Source organism: Microbacterium sp. UBA1097 (assembly GCF_002313585.1).
In the GTDB taxonomy this organism is placed as follows: Bacteria; Actinomycetota; Actinomycetes; order Actinomycetales; family Microbacteriaceae; genus Microbacterium.
Genome location: NZ_DCBW01000012.1, coordinates 57,080 through 74,445, shown reverse-complemented (window position 1 = coordinate 74,445; position 17,366 = coordinate 57,080). Strand labels below are relative to the sequence as shown.

The window sequence follows — 17,366 nt, the reverse complement described above, 5'->3', positions numbered from 1 at the left end:
GGCTGGATCAGCGAATGGCGAAGCTGAACGGCCGACCATGGCTCGACTCTCAACCCGTGAGCCGCAGCGCGCGCTTTCTCCACGCGCCACGATGCATGATTGGCGGCACCAACGCGTCCCACCGTCCCGCTGGAGACGAGGTCTCCGAACGCTGCCACCGTTTCGGCGAGCGGAACGCTGCGATCCTCCGCGTGCGCCCACAGCAGGTCGACCGATTCCACTCCCAGCCTGTCAAGGCTGCCTGCCATCGCGGTGACGATCGCGTGCGCCGAGAGGCCTTCTGCGGACTCTGGCCACCGGTGCGGCACGAGCGGATTCTGCCGAACCTTGGTTGCGATGCTCACTCTCTCGCGGATGCCGTCGTTCGCACGCAGCCACCGTCCGATTACCCGCTCGCTTGCCCCTCCGACACCGCTGGGGTCATCCCAGAACGCGTAGCAGTCGGCAGTATCGAGCCACACCCCGCCCGCCGCCACGAATCGATCCATCAGGGCGAACGCGCGATCCTGATCGATCGTCGTTCCGTAGGACATCGTGCCCAGAATCAGTCGGGCCACCGTCGTTTCGTTGTTCATGCGACCCATGCTCTGACCTGGAGCGCGCTCCAGGTCAAGCGGTGAGCGTCCGGTATGCCCGCTCCGGACCCGGGTCGGAGAGTTGGTCGGCCCGGATCGCGGTGAGTGTTGCCCGACCCGCCCAGGCCGGGTCCAGGAGGGCCGAGAGAGCAGCCTCGAGATCGTCGACGCTTGCCGCATTCGGATCGAGGGCCCGTCCGATGTCCTCGCGCTCGATTGCCGCTGCCCCCGCGAACTGGTCGGTCGAGAACGGCAGCACGAGAAGCGGCACCCCAGCCCCCGCGCCCTCTGTAACCGAGTTGTTGCCGCCGTGGGTGACGGCAGCGGCGGCGTGATCGAGCAGCCGCACCTGCGGAAGGTACTCGCGCACCAGCCAGCTCGGCGGAATCCAGCCGAGTTCTGCCGGGTCAGTCGCCCCGGTCGATATGGCCGCGCGGACGCCAACGCGGCGCAGCGCCTCGGCAACACGCGCGAGCACGTCGCCGCGCACGGACAGGAAGCTGCCGAAGCTGACGTACACGAACGGCTCGTCGACGCCGAGCCACGCACCGACTTCATCGTCGGCGGGCTCAGCGCGCCGGGTGGAACCCAGAAAGACGTGCGGGGGCAGCGCCCGTCCGTCGGTGCGGGCGAGCTCACCGGGATAGTTGTAGAGCACGCGCTCGCCGTGGGTGGCGAACGCGTCCTCGACGCCGCGCGATCTCGGATCCAGGCGCTGGGCGACATCGTTCCACTGCGCTGTGAACCCTTCGGAAACCTCGATGCAGACATCCTGGAGCGTGCGGAGGTCATCGGGGTCCGGAGTGAAGGCGGCCGGCCACGCGGGCGGGAAGCCGTACACCTCGCCCGCGATCGGGAGTGCGCTCGGATGCCCGAGCACGACATCCCCGTAGGGGATGCCTGCGGTGTGTAGCGCGAGCCGTGCGCTGAAGGCCAGGTGGTCGACAAGGATTTCGTCGGGAGAGACATCCTCGATCACGGCGAGGGTCGCGCGGGCGCGATCCTCGGGTTGCCACATCAGGTCGGTGAGGCGCTCCCGAGCCTGATAGAGGAGCGTAGGGATCATGCCGCGCCGGGTGGACTCGAAGAAGCCCTCCAGCGACGCTGCCTCCTCGGCCTGCTGCTGCGCCGTGCGGATGATCCCCGCATTCGCACCGCGGCCGAGCGGCAGATCTACCCGCCGGTACCCGAACTGTTGCACGATCGGATCGGTCGCGGGACCCGTCGCCACCACGACCTCGGCGCCGCGCCGTTGCCACGCTGTCGCGAGCGTCGCCAACGGAAGCAGGTGCGAGGCGTAGTCGGGGCTGATGACCAGCAGGGTCATGCCGCTCCTGCCGCTCGCACGAGCTCGGCCTCCTGTTCGGCGACCCTCCGGTACACCGGCGCGAGCGCTGCCGCCATGGCCTGGATCGTGAACCGCTCGGCGACCATCGTTCGGGCTCGCTCGGCGATCGCGGGGTCAGCCAGTGCAGCGCGGTCCAGGGCTCGGTGCGTCGCTTCCTTGAGCGCCAGGGTGTCCCAGGTGGCGGTGAGGAACCCGGTGTCCTGGTCGGCGACATAGGTGGCCGGCCCGCCTCCGTCGGGAGCGACGACGACCATTCCCGTCGCGAGAGCCTCCAACAGGGCGATACCGAACTCCTCTTTGATGCTCGCGCACACGTACACGCCCTGCCCGGACACTCGGCCCGGGATCCCCAACCGTGCCGCAGCTACCCACCGGGCGGCAATGTCATTCGGGCGGTGCCCGGCGAGGATGAGGCCGCGCGTCGCGCGCTCGGCGGAGGGAACCGCGAGCTCGATGCGATCGAGCTGCTCCCGCTCATCCAGCGAGGGGTTCTCGAGGTCGCCGCCGATGATGAGCAGATTCGCGCGCTCGCTGAGAGCGCTGCCCGCCCAGGTTTCGGCGAGCGTGGCCATCCCCTTGACGCGGTGCATCCGGCCGACGCTGACGATCAGCGGAAGATCGCGTCGATCCGGCGCCAACCCGCCGACCAGATAAGCAAGCTCGCGCAGTGCGGGATCGGCATCCGTCGCCCCCGCCGACACGAGCGCGACAGCTCGATCGACGACCTCCAGGTCGACACCCTCCGCGACGATCGTGTGTCGTTCGGGGACACTGTCGATGTCGACACCGACGAGGGAGCGCATGTCGTCGGCAAGGTTCTGGCGCGGGAACAGCACGCTGTGCGAGGCGGAGCCCGCGAGCGAACGCACGAGACTCGTGCGGAACCAGAAGTGCTCGGCGAGGTCGGTCTGGCCGAAGTTTTCACGCGTCAGGGTGCCTGACCGGTCGAGCGACTGGATGACCCCGTGCGGATCGGGTGCGAGGGTGAAGACGGTGGGGATGCCGAGCTCGCGTGCGACGTCGGCTGCGGCGAGTGACCCGACGTCGGCCATCCGGAGGTGCAGCACGTCGATGTGACCGGCCGCGCGAAGGAGGCGACGGATGCCGCGCCGGGCCCGCACGCGCAGGGGCCATGCTGCAGCAGACGGAGTGGGGTGAGGCGCCAGTGGGACATGGCCGTAGACGTGCCCGCTGCTCTGGGAGGCGACATCGAGGAGGTCAGTTGTCGCCTGCGAGATCGAGCCGCGCGAGAGGGTCAGGACGCGTTCGACGGTGCCCGGCTCGTGAGTGAGAGCATCGCCGAGCCTCACCAGGAGGGTGGCGATCCCGCCGTTATCCCCGGCCCCGGCGGCGCTCAGCGACGGGTCGATGTCGGCGTGCAGGAAGAGCTGGGCAACGGTGAGTCCGCTCGAGGTGTCGCGCGTGGTGTGAGCGAGAGCCGGCTCAAGGTCGATGACAGCCAACCGTGCGTGGTCAGACAGGGGTCCGTCGGCAGCGACGAGATCCTCGAGCGCACGCCGCACCCCCGGCTCGCCGGAGCGCTGACCCAGCGCCGCGACGGCGGCCTCGCGCACCTCCACGGCTTCTGTGTCGGTGCGGGCAATGGTCAGCAGTGTGCGCGTCGCGGACGACTGGCGCACGAGTCCGAGCGTCTCGACCAGGCGTGCCCGGCCTGCAGCATCCGTCGACTGAGCCGATACGGCCAGCACCGACTCCAGCGCGACCGCCAGCACATCTCCCGCGGCGACCGACCACTTCTCGAGCGTGCGCTGCGCGAGCATTCCGGTGAATCCACCGCGCTCTACCAGGGCGATCAAGCGGGCGAGCGCCGAGAATCGCGGCAGCCCCTGGCCGAGCGCCCAGGCAGCGTGTTCGTGGATGTAGGGGCGCGGATCGTCCAACAGTGAGACCAGGCGCGCGGCAGCCTGTTCGTCGAACATCTCAGACAGGGCGTGCACCGCCGCGATCGCGGCGATGTCGTCGTCGCCCGAGAGAGCCGCAGAAAGCACGCGGAGCGTTCGCACCCCCGGATCGCGGCCGGCCTCGAACGCCAGGTCGTCAGCGGCGCGCAACGCCTCGACGATCGTCGCGGCACCGGTCACCCGGTCCATCGCTGCTTGAATCCCCATGGCGGTCCTTTCTCGGCACGTCCCGGCACCGCCACCCGGACACGGTGATCGTACTGCCCCCGGGTGACCGGCGCTCCCCTGTCAGCCGTAGGGTTGACAACGCCGCGGATCCGTGGCGTCTTCCCTCGTCTTGGCATTGCTGGAGAAACCCGTGTCTGTTCTCATCATCGGTGACGTCGGCGTGCTCGATGGCATGTTCCATATCGGCGACGAGGCGATGTTCGAGGCCGCGGTGGGCGAGCTCGCTCAGCGCGGCCTGTCGCCCGTCGGGGTGAGCTCGAATCCCGACGAGACCGCGGCGCGATACGGCATTCCAGCAGTGCCGCGGCTCGGGTTTGCGGGGCTCGATCGCGCCGAGGCCTCCCGGCGCGCCGACCACCTCATCGCGGTAGCTGCGGGCACTGCGGAACTGTCACCGGACGACCCGGCGGCCGAGGTCTTCGCGGCGCTCGACGGGGCACAGATGCTTGTCAACGCCGGCGGCGGGAACCTCGCGACCCGCTGGCACAGCCACGTGTTCGAGCGCGCCACCCTGGCGCGCCTTGCCCGGCTGAGGGGTGTGCCGGTCGTGGTCACGGGCCAGACTCTCGGTCCCGACCTCGACGCACCCGATGACGCCGTCGTGGCACGGATGCTGCGCGAGGCCGTTCTCGTCGGCGTCCGAGAGCCTGATACGGCGGCCCTCGTCGACTCCTGGGGTCTGAGCGCGACACTGAACGTCGACGACGCGTCCTTCCTCGGCCTCGGCGAAGCCGGGGAGGCCGGTGCGTCGGCGCCGCGCGGCGGAGTCGTCGTCAGTCTGTCGGGCTGGTTTGCGGGGCGACCGGCCGATGAGGTCGAGCAGCGCGTCGCGGACCTGGCGGATGCCGCCGCGCTTGCTGTTGGACCGGTCTCGTTCCACGCCCACTTCGGTGCGGTCGATCCCGCCGCTCCCGCGCGGGGTGATGCCGGGCTGCACGAGAGGATCAGGCAGCGGATGTCGCAGCCCTCCGCCGTCGTCCCAACGGGCACCTCACGCGATGCTGCGGCACTCGTGCGTCGCGCTGAGCTTCTCATCACCGGCCGGTACCACCCAGCCGTGTTCGCGACTCCGGCCGGCACGCCGGTGCTCGCGCTGTCGGCCGATCGGTATACGCGCATCAAGCTCGGGGGAGCCCTCGGACACTGGGGCCAGACCGGCGTGCTCGACCTGGACGAGCTGCCTGACGCGCCACGCCTGCTCGAAACGATCGCGGCGAACGCCGACGCGATACGCGACGAGGCAGCGGCGCGACTGCCCCGATTGCGGGCGGCATCCGGGCAGTGGTGGGACCGCGTCGCAGCAGCCGGCCGCAGCTGACCTCCGTCCCGAGGAGGCCGCGTCGGCCCCTCGGTAGGATGGGCTGGTGCCTGTGAACCCTGAACTGGTCGGGCGGGACTTCCCGCCGACCGCCCCGTATCTGGTGGGACGAGAGAAGGTCCGGGAGTTCGCGAGAGCGGTGTTCGCCGATGACCCGCAGCACACCGACCCCGACGCCGCTCAGGCCCTGGGCTATGCCGATGTCGTCGCCCCGCCGACCTTCGCGATGGTCATTCAAGACCTCACGCTGCAGCAGCTGCTCGCCGAGCCCGACTCCGGCATCGAGTTGCACCGACTCATCCACGCCGAGCAGCGCTTCGCCTACAGTCGTCCCATCGTCGCGGGCGACGAACTGGTCGCGACGCTGGCGATCACCCAGGTGCGCCCGTTCGGCAAGGGAGCGATGGTCACGAGCGAAGCCACCATCACGGATGCCGATGACGCTCACGTCGTCACGGCGACCTCCGTGCTGCTGGTGGGAGGGGACGAGGAATGAGCGCGCACACGATCGACTCCGCCGAACTTGCCGTCGGTGACATCGTCGCTGAGCGCACGGTGCACCTCACCCGCGAATCACTGGTGCGCTACGCGGGAGCATCCGGCGACTTCAACCCCATCCACTACCGCGATGACATCGCGGCATCCGTCGGCCTTCCCGGTGTGCTCGCCCACGGGATGCTGACGATGGGCCTGGCAGCCGAGACCGTTGTCCCCTGGCTCGGCGATGCCGGCCGCATCCTCGACTACGGCGTGCGGTTCACGCGGCCCGTGGTCGTCGACCCGGATGCCGGCGCCGACGTCACCGTGCAGGGGAAGGTCCTCGCGCTCGACGAGGAGTTCGTGACCATCGATCTGAGCGTGACCGCCGCCGACACTGCCGTGCTGGGCAAGGCCCGCCTGCGCGCACGCCGAGGCTGATGCCTGAGACCGCACCCAGGCCGCTGTCGAGCCTGACCACACTGCGCACCGGCGGCGAACCCGCCCGGATGTGGGATGCCCACGACCGGGACGAACTCGTCGCGGCGCTGCGAGACACGTGGGCGACGGGGGAGCCCTGGTTCGTCCTCGGCGGCGGGTCGAACCTGTTCGTGAGTGACGAACCCTTTGAGGGCACCGTGATCCGCATCCTGACCCGCGGGATCGAGCGTTTGCCCGCGCCCGCGCCGCAGGTGGCGCGGCTTCGCATCCAGGCCGGGCACGACTGGGATGACCTCGTCGCCTACACGGTGGCCGAGGGGCTGTCGGGGATCGCCGCGATGTCAGGCATCCCGGGCACCGTCGGCGCAGCTCCCGTGCAGAACGTCGGTGCATACGGTCAGGAGATCATTCAGACGCTCGTCGAGGTCGAACTGATCGACGAGAGCACTGGCGAGGTGTCGACGGTTCCCGCCGCCGAACTGGGACTCGGCTTCCGCACGTCGGTCCTCAAGCACCACCACGGCTCCGAGCCCCTTCGACGTGCGGTCATCCTGTCCGTCACTCTCGACCTGCTCGAGGTGGGTCCTGCTCCCCGGCGGCTGCGGGGCGCCCAGCTTCGGCAGGCGCTGGGTCTTGCAGAAGATGACGCGGTCACGCTGCAGTGGGTGCGCGATCACGTCCTCGCCACCCGCGCCCGCAAGGGAATGGTGCTTGATGACGCCGATCCCGACACCTACAGCGCCGGTTCGTTCTTCCAGAACGCCGTGGTCTCGGCATCCTTCGCCCGAAGCCTGCCCGCAGAGTGCCCACGGTGGCCGGTTCGCCCCGACGGCGCCGACGCGACCTCAGAGCCGGTTCGGATCATTCCGCTCGACACGTTCGACGGGTACATCCCCCCCACCGAGGTCGAGGAGCCGGATGTCAAGGTCAGCGCCGCGTGGCTCATCGAACACTCCGGCATCCGCAAGGGCTTCCATCTGCCGCGTTCGCGGGCGGCGCTCTCGAGCAAGCACGCGCTCGCGCTGACCAATCACGCCGGCGCGACAGCGGAGGAGATCGCCGAGCTCGCTCGCTTCATCCAGGGGCGGGTTCAGGCCGAGTTCGGACTGATCCTGCAGCCCGAACCGGTGCTCGTCGGCGTCGACCTGTAGGGGGCTCGGGCCGGGCTCTAGGAGAACAGGCCCTGCATCCGCCGCACGCCCTCCAGCAGTGCGTCATCGCCGAGTGCGTACGACATGCGAAGGTACCCGCTCGGGCCGAAAGCCTCGCCGGGAACAACGGCGACTTCGATCTCATCGAGGATGAGATCAGCGAGCTCCAGCGACGTCTCGACGCGCTTACCGCGCCACTCGCGCCCGAGCAGACCCTGCACGTCGGGATACGCGTAGAACGCGCCGAGGGGCGTCGGAACGGTGACACCGGGGATCTTGGCCAGCTCCTCGACGATCACACGACGACGACGGTCGAAGGCTTGCCGCATCCGCTCGGCTTCATCCTGGGGCCCGGTGAGAGCTGCGACCGCCGCCCGCTGCGCGATGTTGTTGACGTTGCTCGTCAGGTGCGACTGCAGGTTCGCCGCCAGCTTCATCGCGTCGGCGGGCCCCGTCATCCACCCCACACGCCATCCCGTCATGGCATACGTCTTCGCGACGCCGTTCACGAGGATCGTCTGCCCCGCAAGCTCCGGCACTGCCCGCACGATCGAGACCGCCGTGGCCCCGTCATAGACGAGGTGCTGATAGATCTCATCGGTGATGACCCAAATGCCGTGCTCAAGGGCCCATTCGCCGATCGCGCGGGTCTCCTCCTCGGTGTACACGGCACCGGTGGGGTTGGACGGCGAGACGAACACGAGCGTTGTCGTGCGGTCGGTACGTGCCGCTTCGAGCTGCTCGACAGTTACCTTGTAGTCCTGGTCGGCCCCGGCGAACACCTCGACCGGGATGCCGTCAGCGAGCTGGATCGCTTCGGGGTACGTGGTCCAGTACGGCGCCGGGAGGAGCACCTCATCGCCCGGGTTCACGACAGCCTGGAAGGCCTGGTAGACGGCCTGCTTGCCGCCGTTGGTCACGATCACCTCGGATGCCGCGACCTCCAGCCCCGAGTCGCGGCGGGTCTTCTCTGCGATCGCCTCACGCAGGTCCGGGAGGCCGGCAGCCGGCGTATAGCGGAAGTTCTTGGCGTCCTTCAGCGCTTTGGCTGCGGCATCCACGACGAACTGCGGCGTCGCGAAATCCGGCTCTCCCGCGGCGTAGCTGATCACCGGCCGCCCTGCAGCCTGCAGCGCCTTCGCCTTCGCATCGACCTTGAGGGTCGCGGACTCGGCGATGGCGGACAGTTTGCGAGACAGGGGAGCACGTTCGGTCACGGTCAAAAGCGTAGTCGGCGTCGACCTGACCGTCAGCACAGAGGCGCGGCGGTCAGTCGAGCTGCGCGTCCGCGTACAACAGCGTGAACAGGCGCGACGCCACTTCGCGGCGCGACGAGACGCCGAGTTTCGCGAAGATCGCCTGAAAGTGGTCCTGCACGGTGTACGGAGACAGGTGCAATGACTGAGCGATCGCCTGCGTAGCTTCCCCGCGCGTCATCGCTTGCACGATCTTCGTCTCCCGCGGCGTCAGGCAGTATGCGGTGATCATGAGGGGAACGATCTCGGGCGGGCGCGCCGGTTCGATCGTGACCGATCTCATTCGCGGTAACCACCCCGTGCTCCGGGCGGAGGATGCCAAATGAAGCTCCTGCTGGCCTCGCCGCCCATCCATGGCCACATTCTCTCGATCCTCGGGGTTGCTGAGGGTCTCGCTTCTCGCGGCCACGACATCTGCGTCCTCGCCGGCCAGAAGTACCGCGGCCGCGTGGAGGCGGCTGGAGCTCGGTTCTTGCCGCTTCCGGCCGCCGTCGACTTCGACGACGCGGACCTCGACGCTTTCCTGCCCAGACGGGCCGACAAGCGCGGTATCGCAGCACTCCGTCACGACCTCATCGGGATATTCATGAGCGTGGTGCCAGCGCAGTACCGCGCGCTGAACCAGGCGCTGGCAGAGTGCGGAGTGACACAGGGTGCCTGGATCTTCGACGCGGCGCTCTCATACGATGGGGTCTTCCAACTGACCCTTCCCGGTCTGGAGTATCCGCGCCGCGAACTCACCGATCGCATCGAGTTTCTCGGACCGCTTCCAGCGTCCAGCAGCGGCACCGAGCTGCCGGACTGGTGGGATCAGGTGGGTGAGCGTCCGATCGTGCACGTCACCCAGGGAACGATCGACAACCTCGACTTCGAGCGCCTTGTGGCCCCGACTATTCGTGCGCTCGCGGACGAACCCGTCACCGTCGTCGCCTCGACCGGAGGTCGGGACGTCGAGAGCCTCACCGATCTCTTCCCAGAGGGGCGACTGCCCGCCAACGTGAGGGTCGCACGCTACCTTCCCTACGGTGCGCTGTTGTCGCGGACTTCTGTCATGGTCACCAACGGAGGCTTCGGAGGCGTTCAATTGGCCGCCCGTCACGGCGTCCCGCTCGTCGTCGCGGGGGCGACCGAAGATAAGCCCGAGGTTGCGGCGCGCGTCGCGTGGGCCGGCATGGGAGTGGACCTGCGAACGGGAACCCCTTCGCCGGAGCGGATCGCGCAGGCTGTAGGGACAGTGCTTGCTGATCTGCGCTTCGCACACCAGAGTGCGGCCATCGGCAGTGTTCTGGGTGCGGATCACGATCCCATCTCCCGCATTCTCGCCGTCATCCACGAGGATGCGCTGACCGAGGTTCGCTGAATCTCGCGCGCCGGGGCTGAGGTGCGGCATCCACCGAATGGGGGATGCCGCACCAACCCAACGGCCGCTGTCGCCTCCGGTCTCGCCGCGGCACGCTGGAAGCATGGAAAACGATGCGGTGCGGGTGCGGAACCTGCGGAAGACCTACGGATCGCGAGCTGCCGTCGACGACGTGTCGTTCGACATCGTTCGCGGTGAGACCTTTGCCCTGCTGGGCCCCAACGGCGCCGGCAAGTCCACCACCGTCGAAATCCTCGAAGGGTATCGCCGCCGCACAAGTGGCGAGGTGTCGGTGCTCGGAGATGACCCCGGACATGGGGGTCTGGCGTGGAAGGCACGTCTGGGCATCGTGCTGCAGACCACCGGCCAGGCCGGCGCCTTCACGGTGCGCGAGCAGCTGCGCCAGTTCGCCGGCTACTACCCGCGGCCGCGGGACGTGGAGGAGGTGATCGCGGCTGTAGGGCTGGAGGAGAAGGCGAACACGCGCATCGCCAAACTCTCCGGCGGCCAGCAACGCCGCGTCGATGTCGCCCTCGGCATCATCGGGAACCCCGAACTCCTCTTCCTCGATGAGCCGACCACCGGGTTCGACCCGCAGGCGCGTCGGGAGTTCTGGAGTCTCATCAGCAGGCTTCAGGGCGAAGGCACAACGATCCTGCTCACCACCCACTACCTCGATGAGGCTGCGCAGCTGGCCGATCGGGTTGCAGTAATCGATCGGGGCGTGCTCCAGGCGATCGGACCCATCGCCACGTTCGGGGGTGAAGACGCCCGGATGCCGCGCGTCACCTGGCGCGAAGGTGGGACGCTGCACACCGAGCGCACCCCAGAGCCCTGGGCCTTCGCCCGTTCGCTCGCCGAGCGCCTGGGCGGCGAACCCGAGGAGCTTGAGATCCGCCGCCCCACCCTCGAAGACATCTACCTCGGCATGGTCGACCCGGAGGGCGCAGCCGTGCCGGGCGAGACAGTTGCCGCGCCGTCCTCCTCGATTCCGGAGACCCTGTCATGACCGCTATCGCCTTTCCCCCATCCCGCCTCAGCCCGACGCACGCGCTGCGCCACGGCATCCGTCGTACCGGGTTCGAGATCCGCGGCTATACGCGCTCGCCCGAGACGATCTTCTTCACATTCCTCTTCCCGATCCTCATGCTCGCCCTGTTCAGCACCGTCTTCGGCGGTGACGGCGAGCAGAGTTACGGGCAAGGGCTGCCGGCCCTCTCGGCGGCTCAGATGTACCTCCCCGGCATGCTCGCCGCGGGGGTCCTGCTGTCGGGCTTGCAGAACCTGGCGATCGACATCGCGCTCGAGCGGCATGACGGCACCCTCAAGCGGCTCGGTGGCACACCGCTGTCGCCCGTGAGCTATTTCATCGGCAAGATCGGTCAGGTACTGGTCACCGGCACCGTGCAGGCAGCGGTGCTGCTCGCGTTCGCGGGGCTCGTGCTGGGCGTGCCGCTTCCCTCCGATGCCGAGTCGTGGCTCACCTTCGCGTGGGTGTTCGTCCTGGGCTTGGCGACATCCGCGTTCCTCGGAATCGCCATCTCGGCCATCCCTCGCAGCGCCCGCAGTGCGTCGGCGGTCGTGATCCCGGTGGCGCTCGTGCTGCAGTTCATCTCGGGCGTCTACCTGTTCTTCTGGCTGCTACCGGAGTGGCTGCAGAACGTTGCGAACCTCTTCCCCCTGGCGTGGATGGCGAAGGGCATGCGTGCGGTCTTCCTGCCGCCGGAATACGCGACTCTCGAGCAGAGTGGCGCCTGGGAGCTCGGCGGCGTTGCGATCGCTCTGCTCATCTGGCTCGTCGTGGGCCTCGTCATCAGCCGGCTCACCTTCCGGTGGATCCGACGCGACGCGTAGCCTGGGGCGGTCACGCGTGACGCAGGAGAGGGGGCGATGATGAGCGAATCGCGATGGTGGGATGCTGTGGTCCCGATCGTGGCGGCAGCCATCGTCGCCCCCGTCCTGATCCTGTCGGACCTCGATGTCCTGGGCCGGGCGCTGGTGGCGGCCTCCGCGGCGCTTCTGATCGTCGCGTACTTCGGATTCGGGCGGCGGCTACGCCGGGGTGGCAGCACGCCGCTTGCTGTTGTGTTCGTCATCCTGTTGGCCATCTCGATCGGAGTGGGCGTCGCCGCTGCCCCGTTCATCGCGATGCTGCAGACCTTGGCCTATCCGCTCGTCTGGGTCTCGGTCGACACCCGACGAGGAGGCGTGCTCGGATCCGTCGCGATTGGTTTCGGTGTCTTCATCGGATTCGTGGCTCACGGCGGCTTCACGATCGAGTCGCTCTGGGAAGGCATCCTCTCGGCGGGCCTTGCCGTCGTGTTTGCAACCGCCCTAGGTCTGTGGATCTCGAGCATCGCCGAGTATGGCGAGGAGCGGGCGCGTCTGGTGACCGAGCTGACCGAAGCGCAGTCGCAGGTCGAGGCGCTTAGCCGCGATCGGGGCGCGGCAGAGGAGCGGGAGCGCATCGCTCGCGACATCCACGACACTCTGGCCCAAACTCTCGCGGGTCTCGTCCTGTTGAGCGAGCGGGCGGGCAGGCAGGCGCGGGACGGGCGAACCGATGCCGCTGCCGAGGCGATCGCGACGATCGAGCAGACCGCGCGCGAGGCGCTCGCCGAGTCTCGCGCGCTCGTGGCGCGGATGGCAGCGGTCCCCGCCGATGATGCTCTCGCGGCAGCGATCGAACGTCTCGCCGCGCGCTTCCGTGCGGAGGTCGGTCTCGCGATCGACGTCGAGGTCGCGGCCGGTGTGGATCTCGATCGCGAACAGCAGGTCGTGCTGCTGCGCTGCCTGCAGGAGGCACTCGCTAACGTGCGCAAGCACGCGCGGGCGACATTAGTGGTCGTGACCGTCGCGCCCCACGGCGAGGGGATTGGGATGACCGTCCGCGACGACGGAGTCGGATTCGACCCCTCAGCTGCCCGCACCGGATTCGGACTCGACGGCATCAGCGACCGTGCAACACTCGCCGGAGGATCCGTTGAGGTCGACTCGGTCCCCGGCCGCGGCTCGGTCCTCACGATTCTGCTGCCGCGTGCAGGAGTTGCCGCATGATCCGGCTGCTGATCGCCGATGACCATCCCGTCGTCCGTGCCGGGCTTGCCGGTCTTTTCGCGGACGAGGAAGGCTTCGACGTCGTCGGGCAAGCGACCGACGGCGCGCAGGCAGTCGAGCTCGTGGCGCGCGAGAAGCCGGATGTCGTGCTCATGGACCTGCGGATGCCAGTGCTCGACGGCGTCGCTGCCACAGCGAGCATTGTCGCCATGGGCGACGATGCCCCGCGCGTGCTGATTCTCACGACCTACGAGAGCGACGACCAGATTCTCGCGGCGATCGAAGCTGGGGCGGCGGGCTATCTCCTCAAGGCCGCCCCGCAGGACGAGATCATCGCCGGCATCCGGTCTGTCGCAGCCGGGCAGACGGCGCTCTCCCCGGCGGTTGCGGCCCGACTGGTGTTACGGATGCGTGAGCCCGCGGCATCCGTGACCCTGACTCCGCGCGAGATCGAGGTGCTGCGTCTGGTAGCCCGGGGCCGCAGCAACAAGCTCATCGGCCTCGACCTCGGCATCGGTGAGTCGACGGTGAAAACCCACCTGCTGAAGGTCTTCGACAAGCTTGAGGTCGCCGATCGCACCCACGCGGTGACGGTAGCCCTGGAGCGCGGCATCCTCTAGCCCCCAGCCACCGTCGCTGAACCCACAGAGTCCGGCGCGAGCCCACACGATTCGCGGGCTGAAAGGTGTGGGTTCAGCGCAGAAGGTGTGGGTTCGGCGGAGAGGGGGAGACGGATGCTGCACGCGCCGTGAGACGCAGTGTCATCTATGATGAGTCGCAGTCCCACCTCTTGAAAGCGAGTTCGTCATGGCTGACACCTCCGCCTACGTTCCTCCCGTCGATGACTACGCGTTCCTGTTCGCCGAGGCGTTCGGCACCGACGTCGTGGCCCGGGCCACAGACGGTGCGCTCTCCGCAGAAGATGCCGTTGACGCACTTTCTGCGGCAGGGGAGCTCGCCGCAGAGGTCCTCGCACCGCTGAACGCCTCCGGCGACCGCGAGGGAGTGACGGTGGTCGACGGTCAGGCTAAGACGCCCACGGGGTTTCCGGAGGCCTATCGTGCCATCGTCGACGCAGGCTGGGTCACCGCTGAGGCTCCCGAATCAGCGGGCGGGGACGGGCTTCCCGCGCTCGTGCAGGCGGGCCTCGGTGAGATGTGGAACGCCGCCAATACCTCGTTCGCACTCTGCAGTGCCCTCAACACCGGTGCGATCCACGCCCTGGACGCTTATGCCTCCGACGATCTGCGCGAGCAATACCTCACGCGGCTCGTCAGCGGCGAGTGGACCGGCACGATGAACCTCACCGAGCCGCAGGCGGGCACCGACCTCGGCGCGATCCGCACCATGGCGACCCCGAACGGCGACGGCACGTGGTCGATCAAGGGTCAGAAGATCTTCATCACGTGGGGCGACCACGATGTCGCCGAGAACATCGTCCACCTCGTCCTCGCCCGCACACCAGATGCCCCTGAGGGATCGAAGGGGATCTCGCTGTTCGTCGCCCCGAAGTTCCTGCCCGACGCGTCAGGCAACCCCGGGGAACGCAACGCGATCACGACCGTCTCGGTCGAGCACAAGCTCGGCATCCACGGGAGCCCGACCTGCGTGCTTGAGTACGAGGGAGCGACCGGTTTCCTCGTGGGCGAGCTCCACGGGGGCCTTGCCGGCATGTTCGTCATGATGAACTCGGCGCGGGTCGGCATGGGCCTGCAAGCCACCGGCATCAGCGACCGCGCCTACCAGCGCGCGCGAGCGTATGCCGAAGAGCGCATGCAGGGTGCGGTGCTGGACCGACCCGACGGAACCCCGATCGCGGAGCACCCCGATGTGCGGCGCCTGCTGCTGTCGATGGCGAGCGAAATCGCCGCGATGCGCGCCCTCGGTGTGTACGTCGGCGACCTGTTCGACCGGGCCACGGATGCTGACGGCATCCGTCTTGCCGAACTGTTCGTCCCGATCTTCAAGGGATGGACCACCGAAGAGGCACTGCGGATCACGTCCGATGCGATCCAGGTGCACGGTGGCATGGGCTTCATCGAGGAATCCGGGGCCCCGCAGCACTACCGCGACGCCCGCATCATGCCGATCTATGAGGGCACGACGGCCATCCAGTCCAACGACCTCATCGGCCGCAAGGTCATTCGAGACGGCGGCACGACTGTCGCGCGAGTGCTCCAGGAGGTCGCCGAGGCTATCGCCGCGCTTGAGGCGTTCGACCACCCGGTAGCGGCGCGCACCGCGAGCCGGCTCGAAAGTGCCCGCGCGGCGGCCGAAGAGGCTACAGCCCGGCTGATCGCGTTCGGGACGACCCGCGACGCATATGCCGTCAGCGTCCCGTACCTCATGCTCCTCGGATTCCTCGCCGGTGGGCTCATGCACGCCCGGATGCTCGCGGCAACGCTCGCGCACGACACCCAGACGGATACCGACGCGCGCCGCATCCGTGAAGCAGACGCCTACGGGGTCTATCACCTTTCACGCGTTGCGGGCCTGGCGGAGGTCGTGGCCGCGGGCGAAATCGCCTGACCCGTCCTGCGCTGCGGGACGACGGGCCAGGGCACGACGGATGCCCCGGACGATGTCGTCCGGGGCATCCGTGTCTGGTCGATGATCAGCTGAACTGGTTCATCGTGTTGTGCTGACCTCCGGCCTTGAGGGCAGCGTCACCGGCGAAGTACTCCTTGTGGTTGTCGCCGATGTCGCTTCCTGCCATGTTCTGGTGCTTGACGGTAGCGATGCCCTCGCGGATCTCGCGGCGCTGCACACCCCGCACGTAGGCGAGCATCCCCTCGTCGCCGAAGTACCCCTTTGAGAGGTCATCGGTCGACAGTGCCGCCGTATGGTAGGTCGGCAGCGTGATGAGGTGGTGGAAGATCCCTGCCCGGGCCGAGCCGTCGCGCTGGAAGGTGCGGATCTTCTCGTCGGCCAGCCGCGCGAGCTCCGTGTCGTCGTACTCGACGCTCATGAGATCGGCGCGATCGTATGCCGAGACATCCTTCCCCTCCGCGGCGAGGGCGTCGTAGGCCTGCTGACGGAAGTTCAGTGTCCAGTTGAACGAGGGGCTGTTGTTGTACACGAGCTTCGCGTTCGGGATCTCCTCGCGGATTGCATCCACCATCCCGGCGATCTGCTCCACGTGCGGCTTCTCGGTCTCGATCCATAGCAGATCAGCGCCATTTCGCAGCGACGTGATGCAGTCGAGCACGCACCGTTCTTCGCCGGTCCCGGGACGGAACTGGTACAGGTTGCTCGCCAGCCGCTTGGGACGCAGCAGCTTGCCGTCGCGCTTGATGACGACATCGCCGTTGCCGAGGTCGGCATCCGAGATCTCCTCGACGTCCAGAAACGAGTTGTACTTGTCGCCGAGGTCCCCGGGTTCGTGAGTGACAGCGAGCTTCTGCGTGAGACCCGCGCCGAGCGAGTCAGTGCGGGCAACGATGATGCCGTTGTCGATCCCGAGTTCGAGGAACGCATAGCGCACCGCGGTGAGCTTCGCAATGAAGTCCTCGTGGGGAACGGTGACTTTGCCGTCCTGGTGACCGCACTGCTTCTCGTCCGAGACCTGGTTTTCGATCTGGATGGCGCAGGCGCCTGCCTCGATCATCTTCTTGGCCAGCAGGTAGGTGGCCTCGGGGTTACCGAAGCCCGCATCGATGTCGGCGATGATCGGCACCACGTGGGTCTCGTGGTTGTCGATCTGGGACTGAATGAACTCGGCCGCGGTCTCGTCGCCCGCTGCCCGTGCGGCATCCAGCTTCGTGAACAGCAGGTCCAGCTCGCGAGCATCGGCCTGGCGCAGGAACGTGTAGAGCTCCTCGATGAGCGCCGGTACCGCGGTCTTCTCATGCATGGACTGGTCAGGCAGCGGCCCGAACTCCGAGCGGAGCGCCGCGACCATCCACCCCGAGAGGTAGAGGTAGCGCTTGTTCGTACTCTTCAGGTGCTTTTTGATCGAGATCAGCTTCTGCTGGCCGATGAAGCCGTGCCAGACCCCGAGTGACTGCGTGTACAGCGAGGAGTCGGCGTCGTACTCGGCCATGTCGCGGCGCATGATGTCGGCGGTGTACTGCGCGATCTCGAGCCCGGTGCGGAACCGGTTCTGCGCCCGCATCCGTGCGACGGACTCGGGGTTGATGGCGTCCCAGGCGGGACCGTGCTGCTGCTTGAGGTCCCGGATGGCGGCGATGTCGTCCTGGTAGGTGGTCATGTCATGTCCTTCGTCGTGGGTCT

15 protein-coding genes and 1 pseudogene are annotated in these 17,366 nt (G+C 68.0%); 10 read left to right on the top strand and 6 right to left on the bottom strand.

Annotation, left to right across the window (positions count from 1 at the left end; genetic code table 11):
- Positions 1–2 precede the first annotated feature (2 nt).
- The 3 genes and pseudogenes from B4F19_RS15865 to B4F19_RS03205 form a co-directional block, all read right to left on the bottom strand.
- A pseudogene (locus tag B4F19_RS15865) lies at positions 3–575 on the bottom strand (aldo/keto reductase); the annotation flags it as partial.
- 34 nt (positions 576–609) lie between these two features.
- A complete protein-coding gene (locus B4F19_RS03210; protein ID WP_292732785.1) occupies positions 610–1,902 on the bottom strand; it encodes a glycosyltransferase in 1,293 nt (430 codons plus the stop codon).
- Complete coding sequence (locus B4F19_RS03205) at positions 1,899–4,052, bottom strand: glycosyltransferase (RefSeq protein ID WP_292732783.1); 2,154 nt, start codon at positions 4,050–4,052, stop codon at positions 1,899–1,901. Before B4F19_RS03205 ends, B4F19_RS03210 begins: the two co-directional genes overlap by 4 nt.
- Positions 4,053–4,203: 151 nt before the next feature.
- On the opposite strand from B4F19_RS03205, the gene B4F19_RS03200 reads away from it, so the two are divergent.
- From B4F19_RS03200 to B4F19_RS03185, 4 genes are read left to right on the top strand one after another with little or no spacing between them, the layout of a single operon-like run.
- Complete coding sequence (locus B4F19_RS03200; protein ID WP_292730006.1) at positions 4,204–5,391, top strand: polysaccharide pyruvyl transferase family protein; 1,188 nt, start codon at positions 4,204–4,206, stop codon at positions 5,389–5,391.
- A gap of 46 nt (positions 5,392–5,437) precedes the next feature.
- The gene (locus B4F19_RS03195; protein ID WP_292732781.1) at positions 5,438–5,887 is read left to right on the top strand and encodes an FAS1-like dehydratase domain-containing protein; all 450 of its coding nucleotides are present in this window, start codon (positions 5,438–5,440) and stop codon (positions 5,885–5,887) included.
- Complete coding sequence (locus tag B4F19_RS03190; protein ID WP_292730011.1) at positions 5,884–6,309, top strand: MaoC/PaaZ C-terminal domain-containing protein; 426 nt, start codon at positions 5,884–5,886, stop codon at positions 6,307–6,309. Before B4F19_RS03195 ends, B4F19_RS03190 begins: the two co-directional genes overlap by 4 nt.
- Positions 6,309–7,460 carry a UDP-N-acetylmuramate dehydrogenase gene (locus tag B4F19_RS03185; RefSeq protein ID WP_228177920.1) on the top strand — a complete coding sequence of 384 codons (1,152 nt, stop codon included), beginning with the start codon at positions 6,309–6,311 and terminating at the stop codon, positions 7,458–7,460. Before B4F19_RS03190 ends, B4F19_RS03185 begins: the two co-directional genes overlap by 1 nt.
- Positions 7,461–7,477: 17 nt before the next feature.
- On the opposite strand, the gene B4F19_RS03180 is transcribed toward B4F19_RS03185, so the two are convergent.
- Positions 7,478–8,677: a pyridoxal phosphate-dependent aminotransferase gene (locus B4F19_RS03180; RefSeq protein WP_228177921.1), complete on the bottom strand. Its 1,200-nt coding sequence runs from the start codon at positions 8,675–8,677 to the stop codon at positions 7,478–7,480.
- A 52-nt stretch (positions 8,678–8,729) separates the two neighbouring features.
- Positions 8,730–8,999 (bottom strand): response regulator transcription factor, encoded by a 270-nt coding sequence (locus tag B4F19_RS03175; RefSeq protein WP_228177922.1) that lies wholly within the window; start codon positions 8,997–8,999, stop codon positions 8,730–8,732.
- A gap of 39 nt (positions 9,000–9,038) precedes the next feature.
- On the opposite strand from B4F19_RS03175, the gene B4F19_RS03170 reads away from it, so the two are divergent.
- From B4F19_RS03170 to B4F19_RS03145, 6 genes are all read left to right on the top strand, one after another.
- Positions 9,039–10,076, top strand: coding sequence for a glycosyltransferase (locus B4F19_RS03170; RefSeq protein WP_292732778.1), 1,038 nt, complete (start codon positions 9,039–9,041; stop codon positions 10,074–10,076).
- A gap of 103 nt (positions 10,077–10,179) precedes the next feature.
- Positions 10,180–11,085: an ABC transporter ATP-binding protein gene (locus B4F19_RS03165; protein WP_292732776.1), complete on the top strand. Its 906-nt coding sequence runs from the start codon at positions 10,180–10,182 to the stop codon at positions 11,083–11,085.
- Positions 11,082–11,930, top strand: a complete 849-nt coding sequence (locus B4F19_RS03160) for an ABC transporter permease (protein WP_292730022.1) — start codon at positions 11,082–11,084, stop codon at positions 11,928–11,930. Before B4F19_RS03165 ends, B4F19_RS03160 begins: the two co-directional genes overlap by 4 nt.
- 39 nt (positions 11,931–11,969) lie before the next feature.
- A complete protein-coding gene (locus tag B4F19_RS03155; protein WP_292732774.1) occupies positions 11,970–13,133 on the top strand; it encodes a sensor histidine kinase in 1,164 nt (387 codons plus the stop codon).
- Positions 13,130–13,753 (top strand): response regulator, encoded by a 624-nt coding sequence (locus tag B4F19_RS03150; protein WP_228177928.1) that lies wholly within the window; start codon positions 13,130–13,132, stop codon positions 13,751–13,753. Before B4F19_RS03155 ends, B4F19_RS03150 begins: the two co-directional genes overlap by 4 nt.
- Positions 13,754–13,940: 187 nt before the next feature.
- Entirely contained in the window at positions 13,941–15,662 is a 1,722-nt protein-coding gene (locus tag B4F19_RS03145; RefSeq protein ID WP_228177929.1) for an acyl-CoA dehydrogenase, read from the top strand.
- Positions 15,663–15,747: 85 nt separating this feature from the next.
- On the opposite strand, the gene B4F19_RS03140 is transcribed toward B4F19_RS03145, so the two are convergent.
- Positions 15,748–17,343, bottom strand: coding sequence for an isocitrate lyase (locus B4F19_RS03140; protein ID WP_228177930.1), 1,596 nt, complete (start codon positions 17,341–17,343; stop codon positions 15,748–15,750).
- Positions 17,344–17,366: the final 23 nt, after the last annotated feature.

Bases quoted from the DNA above. Each gene is read 5' to 3' on its own strand.
- B4F19_RS03210 (WP_292732785.1), bottom strand. From the start codon at position 1,902: ATGACCCTGCTGGTCATCAGCCCCGACTACGCCTCGCACCTGCTTCCG.
- B4F19_RS03205 (WP_292732783.1), bottom strand. From the start codon at position 4,052: ATGGGGATTCAAGCAGCGATGGACCGGGTGACCGGTGCCGCGACGATC.
- B4F19_RS03190 (WP_292730011.1), top strand. From the start codon at position 5,884: ATGAGCGCGCACACGATCGACTCCGCCGAACTTGCCGTCGGTGACATC.
- B4F19_RS03185 (WP_228177920.1), top strand. From the start codon at position 6,309: ATGCCTGAGACCGCACCCAGGCCGCTGTCGAGCCTGACCACACTGCGC.
- B4F19_RS03175 (WP_228177922.1), bottom strand. From the start codon at position 8,999: ATGAGATCGGTCACGATCGAACCGGCGCGCCCGCCCGAGATCGTTCCC.
- B4F19_RS03170 (WP_292732778.1), top strand. From the start codon at position 9,039: ATGAAGCTCCTGCTGGCCTCGCCGCCCATCCATGGCCACATTCTCTCG.
- B4F19_RS03165 (WP_292732776.1), top strand. From the start codon at position 10,180: ATGGAAAACGATGCGGTGCGGGTGCGGAACCTGCGGAAGACCTACGGA.
- B4F19_RS03160 (WP_292730022.1), top strand. From the start codon at position 11,082: ATGACCGCTATCGCCTTTCCCCCATCCCGCCTCAGCCCGACGCACGCG.
- B4F19_RS03155 (WP_292732774.1), top strand. From the start codon at position 11,970: ATGAGCGAATCGCGATGGTGGGATGCTGTGGTCCCGATCGTGGCGGCA.
- B4F19_RS03150 (WP_228177928.1), top strand. From the start codon at position 13,130: ATGATCCGGCTGCTGATCGCCGATGACCATCCCGTCGTCCGTGCCGGG.
- B4F19_RS03145 (WP_228177929.1), top strand. From the start codon at position 13,941: ATGGCTGACACCTCCGCCTACGTTCCTCCCGTCGATGACTACGCGTTC.
- B4F19_RS03140 (WP_228177930.1), bottom strand. From the start codon at position 17,343: ATGACCACCTACCAGGACGACATCGCCGCCATCCGGGACCTCAAGCAG.